Raw genomic sequence first — 15,631 nt, 5'->3', positions numbered from 1 at the left:
GAACAGATGCCCCAGGTAAAAATGGCGATGTAAGAATGGCGGAGATTCCACCTAAAAATCAGGCGAATCTGTTCAAACAAACTGAGCCACTTCTGACAGTCCTGAAGCTCAGGCCTGTCAGTGTTTTTACCGGAAGCCTTCTCTTCATAGACCTTCCAGAAATTGACCTTGCAATCGGCCAGTTGGCGGACTGTATTCTGCTCGTGGGTGCTCACCCTAACATATCCGACGTGGCGTCCATTCATTGATGTCTCCGGCATTGAAATTTGGGTCTCTTGCCTGAAATCGTGCCCAATAAAGATCTAGATGTAAACATCAAGTGTGCCCAAAAACTCTAAAACAAATAGTTATGGGCACGATTTCTCGTGCCCATAGCTGTGCCCGGAAAGGGTATACTTGAACTGATATCTGCAGGAAGATTATGTCCGAACAATTGCGCTAATTTACGGGTCCGCTTCTGCGGTCCTCGTCATTCTGGTGCACGTAGGTGTGGTGAATAAACCTGCCCGGAATAATTGTGTTATTGATTTTTAATTTCTTCCGTTTTTTTGGCACTCTCAACCGGTTTTTCCTCATCTACTGGTCGCTCAGAGATGCCCTTTTTAAAGTTAATGATCGCCCGTCCCATATCTGCACCAATTTGTGGAAGGTTTTTTCCTCCAAACACAATAAGTGCAATCACGAGAACTACAACCAACTCTTGCACGCCAATTCCAAACATAACATCTCCTTTTAAATACACTGAACTTACTAAAAAAATACTTTCTCAAGTAGATTTTTGAAACGTGACAATATAAATTATCGATATTAACGTGATTCAAAAATCCAAAGTAGTAAAAAAATAATGACTGGTACGGAAAAAAATTTCAGCATTATTTGAATACTTTCAGTTAAATTGTATTTTTTCGGTGTATAGACTATTTCTTGCTGGGGAGATTGCGGCGTGGCGCGATCGTGATGTGCAATATTGTTTTGCATAACAACTCCATTATTCAATTAAATAAGGATCACCCTCTACAGCTAGCTGTATTGGTGATAGATATGGTACTTATTTAGGAGAATATAGGAGGTGCGCGAGTAGCTTTTGTATCAATCCAAATTTTATTGGAAAAACAATCACTAGCGTTGAAGAGGACAGAAAATAGCGGCTGCGTTAAATTTATAAGTGCTTGATCTAGAATTAATGCATGTTGAAAAAAGTTATCATGTGAATTATATATTGTTTTAGGAGTCAATCCAACAATTGCTACCGTCGATCCCAGAATGGCTGGTCCGAAATGAGCCATGCTGGAACTATATTGGATCAAATTCCCTGTGTCCTGAGCGCATTCTTTGGGTATAGGATGAGCGCAGAATATCAGTAATAAAGAAATAGTCAGTCGTAACAGACTATTTGCGTATCTGAGCATTATATTTATAATAGGTATAAAACATTGTTGTTGAATAGTGTTGAGGCATTAACGGCATTTCATGAAATTGAATTGATATTGCGCTATTTTGTGATGTTATTAGAGTATCAGTGCAAAATATAATTATTTTATAAATGTACCCTTTTGTTCTGCGTGTCAATATCTACTCAAGCTGAGCCATTTCTTGGGGCGAAAGGGGGGGGCTCCCGAATAGTCGAGTCGGGTATCAGCGACTTTGTTAACAAAACAAGGTTCCTCTAGGGTCTTGAGGTTAGGAACTTGATAGTTTCAGCAAAACCAGGCCGGACACAATGAGTGCGACCGCAAAGATCCTTGTTGCGTTGATCGGCTCGGCCAGCATTATAACGCCAACGATAAATGCTCCGATTGACCCTATTCCGGTCCAGACAGTGTAGGCGGTGCCGAGTGGGATTGTCCGCATAGCCATGGCCAACAGCCAAAAACTGGCTGCCATTGTGGCCAGGGTGATGAGTGATGGAATTGGTCGAGTGAATCCGTGGGATAGCTTCATCGAAGAAGCCCACACTACTTCGAGAAGGCCAGCAAAGAGGAGATAAGCCCAAGACATTAGGTCTCCTTGTTTTAAGGGCCAGGCCGTCCTGGGCATTCTTCCCGAAGTTGGGGGAGGTCGTCCTCCTTTACTCAAAAGTAGTGAAGATATGATGCTTGAGCAAGTTGAAGTTGCCACGCCAAATTCAGGGTGGTTTTATTTATTTGTGCCTCAATATAAGTTATTGGGCCTAGGTGTTGGCCACCAATGCCTTGATTTAATATTTGTTGGTAATCTCCATCAGTGCTAGGATTGGTTATCCGTTTTATACCTAGCACCTCCGCCCTTGCTGGAGTTGCCCCTAGTCGATTATTTTGAGATAGTGGAGTGATTTCTAAAAATTCAGCAGAAGAGAGATGTTTGGTTATCCAGTGGAATTTCTGGATTTGTAAAAATCTACTATTGACCCCAGTAGCTGACTTCACTAATAAATTCATGTATTTTTCTTGCCATTTTTTTATGCGTATTTTTGGAGTTAAGTACGGGAAGCAGCAGTCATTTATATATTTTTTTTGAGGAAAATTTGAATGTAGAAAAATGAGTTGAAGCGGGAGATATTTTTGTGAAATTATCTGCTTTCGAAAGGACGTTGGCATTGCCACGCTGGGCACACTATGCTGTCTCTCTTGTTGTTACATTTCTTGCTTTGTATTTCAGGGATCTTCTTGATGTGCAATTTCAGTCTCGTCCATTACTGATTTTTTTTGTTCCTCCAATAACTATTAGTGCCATTATTGGAGGCATGTTTCCTGGCATAATATCAACATTATTATGCGCATCTGGTCTTTATGTATTCTTTATTCCAAAGACGACTGATTATTTTGGCATTGCAACCCACGATTTTCTCCAGTAGTGAAGAGCTATATAGAACTATATTGTACGCGTCTATGGATGGGTACATTCTTTTTCAGTATGATGGAAGAATACTTGATACAAATCAAGCTTATTGTGAGATGGTCAAGTATCGCCGCGTTGAGATTTTATCTAAAAATATTTTTAATTTTGAGACATTAAGGAGTCGAGGCGATATCGTATCTCATCTTCACTTGGTTATGATCGAGGGTGAAGATCGTTTTGTTTCTAAGCATCTTCGGAAAGATGGCTCAGAATACGATGTCGAACTTAGTATCCAATATCGTGGAGAAGACGGACATTTTGTAGCTTTTCTTAGAGATATAACCATAAAAATTAGCGCTGAGAAAGAGTTGCTGGACAGTAAAATGCATCTACAGTCAGTAACTGACTCTGTTCCTGCTATGGTAGCCCAGATTGATGTTTTTGAGAGATATATTTTTGTGAATAAAGGTTATTTAGATTGGTGTGGCATGCCAAGCGACCAAGTTATTGGCAGAAAAATTCAAGAAGTGCTGGGGATTGAACGATATACGATTGTGCAAAAGTCAATCTGTCTTGCGCTTAATGGGGATAAACATATTCAGCAGATTTGTTTTAATCTCGAGGATGGAAATCTTCAATATATTCAAGTGTATTACATGCCAATTTTTAATGAAAATAAATTAGTAATAGGTTGTTACTTAATGGGGCAAGACATAACAGACTTGAAGCTTTTGGAGAATGATATTGTTCATGCGAAGGATGTCGCGGAAACAGCCAATCGTGTTAAATCTGAATTCCTCGCAAATATGAGCCATGAAATTCGAACTCCGCTCAATGGAATGGTCGCTACACTAGAATTGCTTAAAACTACGATACTTAATCCTGATCAGGACAAATTAGCTGAAACTGCAATCACTTCGTGCCATCGTTTAGCTCAACTGCTTTCAGATATTCTTGATATTTCGCGCATAGAGGCTGGTAAAATGTGCATACAGCTAACTTCTATGTCCCTTAAAGACATATTCAGCCAAACTAGGGATTTATTCTCGCCTGTCGCCAAGGAAAAAGGGATCGATCTCTATTTTCATGCAGACCCATCTCTACCGGATAGAATTCTTGGCGATGATGCTCGTTTGCAGCAGGTGCTCATTAATATGGTTGGGAATGCTCTTAAGTTCACCCATCAAGGAGCGGTCAGCGTCAATGCATTCCTACTTCCAATCAAAAAACACAACAACTACCTGATTCTCTTCAGCGTCGAAGACACGGGCATTGGTATCAGTGATGAAAGCATACAGGCCCTTTTTAACGCTTTCTTTCAGATCAGTGAAGGCTATACTCGTAACCATCAGGGTGCCGGCCTTGGTCTGTCGATCTGTAAGCGCCTCATTGAGCTTATGGGAGGGAGTATTTGTGTCGTGAGCGAATTGGGTGTAGGATCATCTTTCTGGTTTTCCTTACCCTTCGGTTCAGTTGATCAAGGTTTGTCTCCCAACTCAAAAGATGGTGAAATTTCCGAGCCTTTCAATCTGAGCAGTCTTTCAATTCTATTGGTGGACGATGACTTGGTCAGTGCCTTTGCTGCTTCCCGACTCTTAGAGAAACGAGGTGTCCAAGTGTGTCATGTCGAAAATGGTGCGCTTGCCTTAGAAGCTTTGCGAGAGCGGAATTTCGACCTTGTGCTCATGGATGTGCAGATGCCGGTTATGGATGGCGTGACTGCAACGCACGCCATTCGTAGCGGCGAAGCTGGCGAAGCTGCCCGCGAATTGCCTGTAGTTGCGCTTACTGCCTATGCCATGGAAACGGACATTGCGAACTTTATGAAAGCGGGCATGAACGACTATTTGTCGAAACCTGTTCGGTCAGAAAATTTAGAAGCTGGGATTAAAAAGTGGCTTAGTGATGACGGCAAGAAAAAAAAATTGGTAATAAATTCGGATTTAAAGAACAATGTGTCGGAATAATTTTTTTAACTTCAATAATGCATTTTATTTTTATTTAAGTTAAAGAATTCTGATATATTTTAGTAAATTTATAAATTTTGTGTGAAAAAATGAATAAAATATTCACTATTGGTTTGTTTTTGATGGCTTTATTGGTGTGTCTGTTGGTTGTGAAGATTTTTGGAAGCGTTCGGAAGCCATGTAGGTATATACGCATTCAGTTTGATCAGCTAAAGGCGAGAGAGAAATGAAGAGTTTTTTTTGTTTATAATATTTTTTATAGAATACTGTACTTGCTAAATATAAGTATGTTGAAAAAATTAATCCATATAAAATGTTTTGAGTTAGACTACTGATCGTCACTATATTTAAAATAAAATTTATTTTCTCCAGAATTTCCATTAAAATAATAATCTGCTACTTTAGAATTTCGTTCGTTTTCAGTCATTGGCCATGATTTCGGAACGTCTGCCTGGTTTGACCAAAATAAAATTTTGCAAAATTCGCCCTCTGAGCATATGCTTTTTATGGCTTCTAGATAAATTGTCTCGTCTTTTTCCCTTTCTTTCTTGATCACAACAAAAGTCATCATTCCTCTTTTTCCTGATACAGTCCAGTCTTGAGCATATAAGAAAGTTGAAAGAAATAGTGTTCCTATGAAAATGATTAGCGATCTATAAAGCCAGAAAAACATCATGCTCCTCGATTAAATTTTATATTTCTTTAAAATTTGACACAATCACATTTTCCTAAAAAACAAATTAACATTTTATCAGTTTTTTATATTTTTGAAAAGCATACTTTTTTGCGAGAATTTTTTTGAATTAGAGTTGTGTGCGTCAAGTTCTGCAAATTCTTCCACGGCAAACGGGTAAGTTCAAGCATCTGGCGACCGAGAATGGGCCTACTCAGAGTTCGTCGGAGGTCGCCAGATGCGTTTTCCATTAAGCAACCAGCTCCATCAAAGCCTTCTTTTTCATCTCGGTCAGCAGGCTCATATCCAGATATCTGTTTGCCTCGATCCAGTTCTCATGAGTCTCGACCGCAAGGGCCCTGATCAAACGTAGACAGCTTTCTTCATTGGGAAATATCCTGACGACCAAGGTTCGGCGTTTGATCTCTTCATTGAGCCGTTCCAGCATGTTGGTCGACTTCAAATGCTTATGGTGTCCGAAGGGCAACCTGTAGAAGGACAAGGTTTCCTCGATATTGTCTTCCACCCATGAGCACAGCTTGGGATATTTTTCCTGCCACCTTAGAAGCCAGGCGGCCATGTCCTTGCGGGCTTCAGCCAGGTCCCGCCGGTCGTAGATCCACCGCAACTCTCGCAGACAGTCATCATCTGCCTTGCGTGGCAAATGATCGAGGGCATTGCGCAGGAAGTGGACGTAGCAGCGTTGCCAGACCGCCTCGGGCAATGCCTCTCTCAGCGCCTTCTTCAGCCCGGCATGGTCGTCGCTGACCGCCATTTCCACCCCTTTGAGCCCGCGCTGCTTCAGACCCAGAATGAAATCCTTCCATGAACTTGCGCTTTCACGGTTGGCCAGTTCCACTGCCAAAACTTGTCGGCGTCCTTCCCAGTCGATGCCAATGGCGATCATCACAGCCCTGCTGCGTATTGCGCCGCAATCACGTACTTTTTCGTAGCGTGCATCGAGAATCAGATAGGGATAGGCTTCCTCCAGAGTCCGGCTGGCGAACTGGGCTAGCTGATCGTCCAGACGCTTTACGATGGCGCTGATGGAGCTGGCCGAGAAGGAGTGTCCACAGAGTTCTTCAGTGATTTGTTTGACCTTCCGGGTGGACACGCCCTGGATGTACATCTCCGCCAGTGCTGAGACCAACGCCTTCTCGCTGCGCTGATAGCGTTCAAATATCTGGGTAGAAAACTGCCCCTGTCGGTCCTGCGGAACTCGGAGTTCGAGTTTGCCGACGCGGGTGATCAGCGTGCGGCCATAATATCCGCTGCGATAGCCCAGACGGCCATCTGTGCGCTCTCCCTTGGTCGCTCCAAGGGCGGCATCCATCTCGGCTTCCAGCGTTTGTTGGACGACCGTGCGGACAAGCTCCTTCAAAACATCCTGATCGCCTTCAAGAAGCCCTTTTAGTTCGGACGCTGATACGGTAGAATTCTTCCTGACCATGGCATACTCCTCCGGGAGTTGTGGTTTGGTGGTACAACCCACATATGCCATGGTCTTTCTTTTTGCTGAAGATCCCGCACACTACCTGAATTAGTTTTTGATAATTCTTAGGTAGAGAGTTCTCTGATTTGTACTAATAAATTTGTAGGGTGGGATTGCCCAAGGGGACGGGGTCCGTTGTATTTCCTGCTTTAAGCTTGAAGAAGATCTGAATTTTTGTAAGGATTTTCTGGTTGGACTCAATTCTGAGGTCCCTGACCTGCTCGGCTCTTTTCAGACCAGTCGAAACTTGAGATAGGTTTCTCCCTCAACCACGAGGGAACTGATGAAAAAGGGACGATTTTCCGAAGAGCAGATGGTCGGCATTCTGCGTGAAACTGACCGTAGTCCAGTGGCCCAGGTGGCCAAGAAGCATGGAATCAGCGAGCAGACGATCTACACGTGGCGCCAGCGGTTCGCAGGCATGTCCGCCGATGACGTGAAGCGGCTACGCCTGCTGGAACAAGAGAACACGCGGCTGAAGAAGATACTTGCGGAACGGGACCTTGAAATCGAGGTCATGAAGGAAATCGCCGCAAAAAAATGGTAGGCGCACCCGCCCGACGCCTCCAGGTGGCATACGCCAGGAGTCGCGGGCTTTCGCAACGCAGGGCGTGTGCGCTGTTATCCACTTCCCGGTCGTCGCTACACTACGAATCACGACTGGAGGCCCGGGACAAGCCGCTGATGGTGGCCATGACGGATCTGGCTGAGACGTATCCGCGCTTTGGATATCGCCGGATCAACGTGTTCATGGAACGTCTGGGGCATGTTATGGGCGTCGACAAGGCGTTCCGGTTATGGTCCAAGGCCGGATTGCAGGTACCCAGGAAGCGGCCACGGAAACGAGTCGCGGCATCCCGTCCACGACCGCAACTGCCGATGGGAGCAAACGAACTGTGGGCGTACGACTTTGTCTACGACGCCTGTGCAAACGGTCAGCAGATCAAATGCCTCACGGTGGTGGATGAATATACGCGGGAGAGCCTGGCTATAGACGTTGCTGGCAGCATCAGATCGGGTCGGGTGATCGAGGTGCTGTCCCGTCTGATCAGCGAACGGGGAGCCCCTCTGAGTCTGCGTTCTGACAACGGTCCGGAGTTCGTGTCGAAGGCGTTGCTCAAATGGGCAGCCCGGGAATCACTAAATCTGGCGCTGATTGAGCCATGAATCAATACTTCCTATTCCTTCAAAAGCAACATGTTGCAGTATGTGGACATTCATGCAGAGCCACCCTTGATGTGTTGCCGATTATTAAATTTGACAATTGATATTCTTCACATGCTCAGAATGCAATCAGGATCCTGGCGGCCGACCAGGATCCTGATTGATTGTGTTGCGTAAACCGACAGTCGGCAGACGCGACCGACTTTTTCCATCGATCCTTTAGTCTTCGTTCAAATAGGCGGGGCAATGGTGACCACGGTGCGCATGTCAGTGATCGCCCTGATCCCGTGGGGTACGGCAATGTCGCAGACGAGAACATCGCCGGCTTTGGCCGGTAAAGTCCCGTCTTTCGCCAGAAATTCACCTTCGCCTTCCAGGATGAGAATTGAAAGCTGACCCTCAAGGTCATGAGAGTGGATGGGCAATTGCTGTCCCGCCCGGAAGTTGAAGTTCAGGATTTTGAAATAGGGAGATTCGTGGACCAATAGCTTCTTCAGGCCAAGGTCGTTGAATCCGTTGGCTTCGAACAAGTTGATTTTCTTCATGGTGCTACTCCTTGTGGTTATTGCTGATCAAAATCATCATGCACATAGGTAATGCGAAAAATACGATTGTACATTTTTTTGTTTGCTTTCAGGGCAGTGTCAATCAAAGGCCAATAAATTTCTGCGAGTTGGTTTTGATCAGTCTGCCTTTATAACTAAAGCACATTTTTATGCTCATTATTTGGGTTGTTTCAATTGATCAAAAAAATCAGGGCTCTGGTTGGTGACCAAAGCCCTGATAAAAAATGCCTGTAAATCCGTCGCTAGCCGGCAGTTGCGACGGGCTTGATTCTTCTGTTTTCATCCCAGATCTGCTCGGCCTTGGGCGTGACCTTCAGGTACTTGAACCACTTGTGGCTCGCCATGTGTTCCGGGTCCATCTGAAGTTCGCGGCTGTGCTCCATGATGGGCGGCACGAGTTCCTTGATGTCCTGGGACAGTGCTTCGGCGGTCGTGAAGGCTGCCGCCTTGATGGCGATGTCCACGGCCTTCTGGCTGTACTGCTGGGACTTGGCAAGGGTATCCAGGGCCTTGGTCGGATTGTGGAAGCCGACGCTGTTTTCGGCGGACACGAGATCCCAGAAGAACTGGCCCTTGCGGCACATCTGGCGTGCTTCGATCATGAGCTTGTCGTAATCCGCCGGCTTTTCACCCGTGAATTCGCTGGCCATGCGGATGGCCTCGTGCGCCTTGACCGAGGTGTCCTGGGCTACCATGAGCTGCTGCCAGACTTTGTCCTGAGTGTAGATGACGCGCTGCTTGAGATAGTCCGGCGTCTTGTCCGTGTGGCACTGGCGGCAGGCCTTCATGTCCGGGTCTTTCAAGGGTGAGTTCCAGTGATGGTTGGACATCTTCTTCTTGCCGTCGAGGCGGGTGTAGCTCATGTGGCAGTCGGCGCAACTCACGCCAGCCGCGCCGTGCACACCGTTGTGCCAGGTCTCGTACTCGGGGTGCTGAGCCTTGAGCATCGGGGTCTGGGACACGGGATGTATCCAGTCAACGAAGTTGCCTTCGAAACCCGGAATCGTCGTGTCGCCGTGGGTGGTGTAGTACTCATAAATTTGTTCAGGATCCTTGCCCTGGGACCAGGGAAAAACGACCTTTTTGGGAGCGCCGAAGCTCTTGTCCTGGAAGTAGTACTCGACGTGACACTGACCGCACATGAGCGCACGCTGTTCGTTGCGGGGCAGGGTCTTGAAATCCTTTCCTGCGGCTTTCAGATGATCCTGGAGAGGCACCGAATAGAGACGAAGCTCCATGTTGGCCGGGTCATGGCAGTTCGCACATCCTATGGTGTTTTCGTCCATGTCGACTTCTTCGCGGAACTCGTTGAAGTCCTTGGCCCAGAACTCGTCACCATATTTGCCGACCCATTCGTTCATCTTGGCACCCTTGCAGTTCCAGCAGGTGGCAGGAAGGCCAGCTTTTTCGTCGTAGCGGTTCAGGCGGTCGATGTTCAGAATATCCTTCATCGCGTAGGTGTGACCGCGTGCCGCCTTGTATTCATAGCTGAATGCATATCCGAGCCAAAGGTTCTTGAGATATGGCTGGGCATGCTTGTAACCCTTGGGCAGAGGGTTGACGTTGTCATGCTTGTCGTAGGCCACGGACCCACCGTACTCTGTCATGATCTCGGATTCGTTGTTTCGGAGGAATGTTTCGTAGTGCAGGGGGAATTCAGCCTTAAAGGCGGAGTTTTTTATTTCGTCAGATTTTAGTTTGGTTTTGAACTCCGGGGTCTTTGGTTCAGAGAAGTCGGAACAGGCTGTCAGTGCCAAAGCTAGGCCAGCGGCCAGAACGAGGAACGTGGTTTTGGTTTTACGCATCGGCTGCGCTCCTTTTTGCTACGGGGATTTTTGGAGTGTGGGGCACGTGACGGTGGCAGTCCGTACAGAACTTCTTGCTCTGCATGACAACGGTGGATGTGGTCGCACCGTGGCAGCGCTGGCAATTTTCTTGAGTGACTTCTTTCGTCTCCTCGCCGGGATGGATCAGATCGGGGATCGACTTGGTCACGGTTGCGAAGATGTCCCTTGTGCCTTCTTTGGCCTTGAAGGGGATTTTGGCGATGAGATTGTGGGGTGCGTGGCACTCGTTGCACGCCAGATTGGCATGGACAGAGCGTTTGTGCGTTAAAGCCGCCTCCGACATGGAGTGGCAGCTCCCGCAAAACATGGCCTGATCGGTCGTGTTCATGGCCACCGCCGCGCTAATTGTCAGCAGAACGCCAACGAGGGCTGGGGGGAGTACACGGCTCCATTTCATTTTTGTGGGTGGTTTTTGTTCAAGACGCATCAGTCCCTCCTGTTAAAAAAACATATGTTTTCTTTCACGCCTGTGGCAAAGACGGAAGTAACTTCGAGTTGAGTGAGTACCCGGTTAGGTTGTGCGATTTTCCATAGTTTACATTTTGTTTTGTTTCAACGTGTTATTAAGGGGCGCTTGGCTAAAACGCCATCTAAATATTCGAAATGGAAAGACGCGGCCTTGACAACGCCTGATAGCGAAACCAATGAAAGTTATCAATTGCTTTCTTTGGAGACATAATGACCTCGACATCAAAATATCTTTCGGCAGAGGAGAGACGGGCCATGGCCGTCAAAGCGGTGCTTGAATTAGCGGCCGTTCAGAATCCAGGCGAGATTACGACTACAGAAATCGCTGCGCACATGGGCTTGTCCCAGGGCGGTATTTTTCGACATTTTTCCAGCAAAGACGAAATCTGGCGCACTGTCATGGAGTGGGTTGCTACAGAATTGCATTCCCGTGTTGCACGTGCGGCGGAAAGCGCCAACAGTCCAATCTCCTCCCTTGAGGCGATGTTCATGGCCCACGTCGCCTTCGCGATTGAATATCCCGGAGTTCCGCGTATGTTGTTTGGGGAACTTCAGAAAACAGAATCAACTCCAGCCAAAATCGCCGTTGCCTCGTTGCTTGAACGATACGGAAAACTCCTGACATTGAAGCTGGAGCAGGGAAAGTCCTGCGGCGAGGTGGATTGCTCGATCTCAACTGAAGCAGCGGTCGCTCTCTTTGTCGGGGCTGTTCAAGGGCTCATCATCAAGGCGGTACTGTTTGGTGATGTTGGGTATTTGCGTCAGGGGGCTCCAGAGACGTTCGCTTTGTTTCGTCGCGCCATAAGGAAATCCATATGATGAGTCTCATGTCCCGCAATAAATTTCTGCTACTGGTGGTGTTAGGCCTCTTGGCAGGGGCCTTCATTTATGTAGTGCTGCGTTCCGGCCCGCTGGCTTCCGTTTCGGTCACGGTGTTCGAGGTCAAGGAAATGGCTGTTGAGCCGTCGCTTTTCGGCATCGGCACGTTGGAGGCGCGGTACACGCAGAACATCGGACCGACAGGCTCCGGCCGGGTTCTCACGATTTTGGTGGATGTCGGGGACCGGGTCGAGCCGGGGCAGGTCATTGGTGAAATGGATCCCGTGGATCTCGATGACAGGCTCGACGCCCAGGATGCCGCCCTGCTGCGTGCCGCTGCGACCGTGCGGGCTGCCGAAGCCCAGGTTTCGGAACTGCGGGCGAAAACAACCTACGCCGAATCCCAGGCCCGCCGCTTTGAAACCCTGGTGCAGAGCGGAGCGGTGAGCAGGGAGGCCTTTGAGGCCCGCCAGCAGGAGCTGCACGTCGCGCAGAGCGGACTCAAGGCCGCCATTGCGACCGTGGCTTCGGCCAAACACGAATACGACCGTCTCACGTCCGAAGGGGCTGGCATATCCCGTCAGCGTGAAACCGTCAGACTGGTTTCGCCTGTTGCCGGACTGGTTACCAGACGGCTGATCGAGCCCGGCACGACTGCCGTGGCCGGACAGACCGTGGTGGAGATCATCGATCCGGACCACATCTGGGTGAATGCCCGCTTCGACCAGCTTCGGGCTTCCGGCCTTGCGACCGGGTTGCCGGCGCGTGTCGTGCTGCGTTCCCGTTCATCGGAATCGCTATCTGCACATGTGCTTCGTGTCGAGCCAGTTGCGGACGCCGTGACCGAAGAGCTGCTGGCGAAAGTGACCTTCGAGTCCCTGCCCGACCCCCTGCCTGCCATCGGCGAACTGGCCGAGGTGACCGTGGATCTGCCTGCCTTGCCGCCTGCTCCGACCATTCCAGGCAGCAGCGTGCTGCGCGACAAAAACACGCTTGGAGTCTGGGTGGTCGAAGGCGGGAACATCGAATTCGTTCCCGTTGAACTCGGACAGGGAGACCTTGACGGGCTGGTTCAGGTCCGCAAGGGGCTGCGTGCGGGGCAGACCGTCGTCTCGCACAGCGCGTCCACGCTGACGGCCAGAAGCGGCATCAAGATTGTGGATCATCTTCCGGGGGTGCCCAAATGATCAGCCTGGCCGGGCGCGACATCCTGCATTCCTGGGGAAAGTTCGTCTTCACCGGGGTCGGGCTGGGCCTGCTCATCGGGGTGACGCTTTCCATGGCCGGGATCTATCGCGGCATGGTCGAGGACGCCAAGGTTCTCCTGGACAACAGCGGGGCGGATTTGTGGGTCGTGCAGCAGGATACCCTGGGCCCTTACGCCGAATCTTCGACCATTCCCGACGACGTCTATCGCTCGATTCTCGGTATGGAGGGAGTGGAGCGGGTTTCGAATGTTACCTACTTGACCATGCAGGTCCGGCACGACGGCGGCGACGTGCGGGCCATGGTTGTCGGAGTGGTTCCGGGAGGGCCGGGAGAGCCCGGACAGCCCATTTTTCTGGTGGCCGGGCGACACATCACCCGCAGTCATTACGAGGCCGTGGCCGATGTCAAAACCGGCTTCAGGCTCGGGCAAGAGATTGTCATCCGCAGAAATGTCTACACGGTGGTCGGGCTGACCCGGCGGACGGTTTCCTCGGGCGGCGACCCCATGGTCTTCATTCCGCTCAAGGACGCCCAAGAGGCGCAGTTCTTGAAAGATAACGACGCCATCGTCCGTTCCCGCCAGCGGGCAGCGCAGAATCCGGCATTCAACCGGCCGATTCCGGGCCTTCTCGATGCCGTCATCGCGTCCCAATCCACCAATTCCAACGTCAACGCCGTGCTGGTCAGCCTCGCTCCCGGTCATGTGCCGAATGAAGTGGCGAAATCCATTCAGCGCTGGAGCAGGTACCAAGTCTATACGCGGGCGCAGATGGAGGAAATCCTGATCGAAAAGCTCGTGGCCACGTCGGCCCGTCAGATCGGCATGTTTTTGGTCATTCTGTCCGTGGTCAGTGCGGCCATCGTCGCCTTCATCATTTATACGCTGACCATGGGTAAGATCCGGGAGATCGCGGTTCTGAAGCTTATCGGCACGCGGAACAGGACCATTGCCTCGATGATCCTGCAACAGGCGCTGGGGCTCGGGCTGATCGGCTTCGTGGTCGGCAAGATCTCGGCCACGCTGTGGGCCCCTATTTTTCCGAAATACGTTCTGCTCCTGCCCGAAGATGCGGTGCGCGGGCTGATCGCCGTCATGGTCATTTGTTCACTGGCCAGCGTCATGGCGATCAGGGCGGCCCTCAAGGTCGATCCGGCCGAAGCCATTGGAGGGTGATGATGCCTGGAATACTCATTGAAGACGTGCGCAAGCGCTATGGGCAAGGTGACGCTGCGGTGGACGCCCTGAAGGGGGTGGACATGGTCGTGGGGCCGGGAGAAGTGGTCGGTCTCATCGGCCCTTCCGGTTCAGGCAAGAGCACGCTGCTCAAGTGCCTTGGAGCGGTCATCGAGCCGAGCGGCGGGAGGATGACGCTTGGGGATGACGTTATTTTCGATCAGGTCTGGAAGATTTCCGATTTGCGGGCGCTCAGACGTGACAAGATCGGATTTATCTTTCAAGCGCCCTATCTCATTCCTTTTTTGGACGTTACGGACAACGTGGCCTTGCTGCCGATGCTGTCCGGTCTTCCTAACTCTAAGGCCAGAGCCTTGGCCCAGGAATTTCTCGAAGCTCTCGACGTCGGGCACAGGGCGGGGGCCATGCCTTCCCAGCTTTCGGGAGGGGAGCAGCAGCGTGTGTCCATTGCCCGCGCCCTCGTCAATCGGCCGCCTGTCATTCTGGCCGACGAACCGACCGCACCCCTGGACAGCGAACGAGCCATGGCCGTGATCCGGATTCTGAACCAGATGGCCAAACAGTTTGAAACCGCGATTATTGTCGTGACCCACGATGAGAAAATCATTCCGACTTTCAAGCGATTGTACCAAATACGAGATGGGCGAACTGAGGAGCAGGCAGGCGAGGGCAGGGCAATAGATTAAATCGATAGGGAGGGGGCATGAAGGATCATTGTGACGCTTTGGATTTGACTGAAGATGATGTCATTAATGCCATGCGTTCCATGCAGGGATATATTGATATTACGCCTGGGGATTTTCGAGAAATTTATTCACTTGCTTATGATTTGGCATTGAAGAGAGTTCGTTCACTTGGAAAAGCAGAAGATGTGATGACGTCTCCAGTGCATTGTCTTAACCGTGAAATGAGCGTTTCTGAAGCTGGGTCATTTATGGCTTTGCACGGCATCAGCGGTGCTCCGGTTGTCGACGAGCAGGGGATAATCTGTGGGGTTGTTTCGGAGAAGGATTTTCTCAGAAAAATGGGGTTGCCAGGAACTGCCTCATTCATGGCTGTTGTGTCGCGATGCATGACTATTTACGGATGCCTGGTTTCTGATCTGGGAGGATTGAGTGTTCGAGAACTTATGAATTGTCCACCGATTGTCGCGACCAAGGAAACGACTTTGGCGGAAATTTCAGAACTTTTTTCTAAACACTCCATCAACCGTGTGCCAATCTGTGATGCTATCGGACTTCCAATTGGGATTGTTACGAGGACCAACCTCGTAGGTTCCTTGTGTGAGGTGAGGTAAGCCATGAACTTTTTCACAAAGGTCTGGATTGCCACAGAAAAAATGGACACAGACCGGGAGGTTAAGCCGCCCTGTTTCGCTGTCTCTGATAAAATGATTTTTCGAATGCCTCGGGAC

16 protein-coding genes and 1 pseudogene are annotated in these 15,631 nt (G+C 49.5%); 8 read left to right on the top strand and 9 right to left on the bottom strand.

Annotated elements, in window-relative coordinates:
- The 4 genes from H4684_RS19575 to H4684_RS19560 form a co-directional block, all read right to left on the bottom strand.
- Nucleotides 1–245, bottom strand: a 245-nt coding sequence (locus tag H4684_RS19575) for a recombinase family protein (protein WP_192625036.1), incomplete at its 3' end; no start/stop codon positions are given.
- Between the two features lie 275 nt (nt 246–520).
- On the bottom strand, nt 521–721 hold the full coding sequence (gene tatA / locus H4684_RS19570; protein WP_192625035.1) for a twin-arginine translocase TatA/TatE family subunit: 201 nt from the start codon (nt 719–721) through the stop codon (nt 521–523).
- A gap of 959 nt (nt 722–1,680) precedes the next feature.
- Nucleotides 1,681–1,998 carry a DMT family transporter gene (locus H4684_RS19565; protein WP_192625034.1) on the bottom strand — a complete coding sequence of 106 codons (318 nt, stop codon included), beginning with the start codon at nt 1,996–1,998 and terminating at the stop codon, nt 1,681–1,683.
- A 74-nt stretch (nt 1,999–2,072) separates the two neighbouring features.
- On the bottom strand, nt 2,073–2,417 hold the full coding sequence (locus H4684_RS19560; protein WP_192625033.1) for a hypothetical protein: 345 nt from the start codon (nt 2,415–2,417) through the stop codon (nt 2,073–2,075).
- A 125-nt stretch (nt 2,418–2,542) separates the two neighbouring features.
- Here H4684_RS19560 and H4684_RS19555 point away from each other — a divergent pair, with 125 nt between their 5' ends.
- Both H4684_RS19555 and H4684_RS19550 read left to right on the top strand, forming a co-directional pair.
- On the top strand, nt 2,543–2,833 hold the full coding sequence (locus tag H4684_RS19555; RefSeq protein WP_192625032.1) for a DUF4118 domain-containing protein: 291 nt from the start codon (nt 2,543–2,545) through the stop codon (nt 2,831–2,833).
- Nucleotides 2,769–4,784, top strand: a complete 2,016-nt coding sequence (locus tag H4684_RS19550) for a PAS domain-containing hybrid sensor histidine kinase/response regulator (protein ID WP_225940571.1) — start codon at nt 2,769–2,771, stop codon at nt 4,782–4,784. The genes H4684_RS19555 and H4684_RS19550 overlap by 65 nt, the downstream gene beginning before the upstream one ends.
- 328 nt (nt 4,785–5,112) lie before the next feature.
- Here H4684_RS19550 and H4684_RS19545 read toward each other — a convergent pair whose 3' ends face one another.
- Together H4684_RS19545 and H4684_RS19540 are read right to left on the bottom strand one after the other, a co-directional pair.
- The gene (locus H4684_RS19545) at nt 5,113–5,460 is read right to left on the bottom strand and encodes a hypothetical protein (protein ID WP_192625030.1); all 348 of its coding nucleotides are present in this window, start codon (nt 5,458–5,460) and stop codon (nt 5,113–5,115) included.
- A gap of 247 nt (nt 5,461–5,707) precedes the next feature.
- Nucleotides 5,708–6,907, bottom strand: coding sequence for an IS256 family transposase (locus H4684_RS19540; RefSeq protein ID WP_192625029.1), 1,200 nt, complete (start codon nt 6,905–6,907; stop codon nt 5,708–5,710).
- A gap of 325 nt (nt 6,908–7,232) precedes the next feature.
- On the opposite strand from H4684_RS19540, the pseudogene H4684_RS19535 reads away from it, so the two are divergent.
- A pseudogene (locus H4684_RS19535) lies at nt 7,233–8,113 on the top strand (IS3 family transposase); the annotation flags it as partial.
- A 230-nt stretch (nt 8,114–8,343) separates the two neighbouring features.
- Here H4684_RS19535 and H4684_RS19530 read toward each other — a convergent pair.
- The 3 genes from H4684_RS19530 to H4684_RS19520 all read right to left on the bottom strand — a co-directional run bounded on the left by H4684_RS19530 (nt 8,344) and on the right by H4684_RS19520 (nt 10,953).
- Nucleotides 8,344–8,658 (bottom strand): cupin domain-containing protein, encoded by a 315-nt coding sequence (locus H4684_RS19530; protein WP_192625028.1) that lies wholly within the window; start codon nt 8,656–8,658, stop codon nt 8,344–8,346.
- A gap of 263 nt (nt 8,659–8,921) precedes the next feature.
- Complete coding sequence (locus tag H4684_RS19525; protein WP_192625027.1) at nt 8,922–10,484, bottom strand: ammonia-forming cytochrome c nitrite reductase subunit c552; 1,563 nt, start codon at nt 10,482–10,484, stop codon at nt 8,922–8,924.
- Nucleotides 10,477–10,953, bottom strand: coding sequence for a cytochrome c3 family protein (locus tag H4684_RS19520; protein WP_192625026.1), 477 nt, complete (start codon nt 10,951–10,953; stop codon nt 10,477–10,479). Before H4684_RS19520 ends, H4684_RS19525 begins: the two co-directional genes overlap by 8 nt.
- A 251-nt stretch (nt 10,954–11,204) precedes the next feature.
- On the opposite strand from H4684_RS19520, the gene H4684_RS19515 reads away from it, so the two are divergent.
- From H4684_RS19515 to H4684_RS19495, 5 genes are read left to right on the top strand one after another with little or no spacing between them, the layout of a single operon-like run.
- Nucleotides 11,205–11,813: a TetR/AcrR family transcriptional regulator gene (locus tag H4684_RS19515; RefSeq protein WP_192625025.1), complete on the top strand. Its 609-nt coding sequence runs from the start codon at nt 11,205–11,207 to the stop codon at nt 11,811–11,813.
- Nucleotides 11,810–13,000, top strand: a complete 1,191-nt coding sequence (locus H4684_RS19510) for an efflux RND transporter periplasmic adaptor subunit (protein WP_192625024.1) — start codon at nt 11,810–11,812, stop codon at nt 12,998–13,000. Before H4684_RS19515 ends, H4684_RS19510 begins: the two co-directional genes overlap by 4 nt.
- A complete protein-coding gene (locus tag H4684_RS19505; RefSeq protein WP_192625023.1) occupies nt 12,997–14,196 on the top strand; it encodes an ABC transporter permease in 1,200 nt (399 codons plus the stop codon). The genes H4684_RS19510 and H4684_RS19505 overlap by 4 nt, the downstream gene beginning before the upstream one ends.
- A 2-nt stretch (nt 14,197–14,198) precedes the next feature.
- A complete protein-coding gene (locus H4684_RS19500; protein ID WP_225940570.1) occupies nt 14,199–14,903 on the top strand; it encodes an ABC transporter ATP-binding protein in 705 nt (234 codons plus the stop codon).
- Nucleotides 14,904–14,920: 17 nt separating this feature from the next.
- Entirely contained in the window at nt 14,921–15,514 is a 594-nt protein-coding gene (locus tag H4684_RS19495) for a CBS domain-containing protein (protein ID WP_192625021.1), read from the top strand.
- The last annotated feature ends 117 nt before the right edge of the window (nt 15,515–15,631 follow it).

It is taken from the genome of Desulfomicrobium macestii, assembly GCF_014873765.1.
GTDB lineage: Bacteria > Desulfobacterota > Desulfovibrionia > Desulfovibrionales > Desulfomicrobiaceae > Desulfomicrobium > Desulfomicrobium macestii.
Note: the sequence above shows the minus strand (reverse complement) of the source record. Positions and strands in the feature narration are given on the sequence as shown.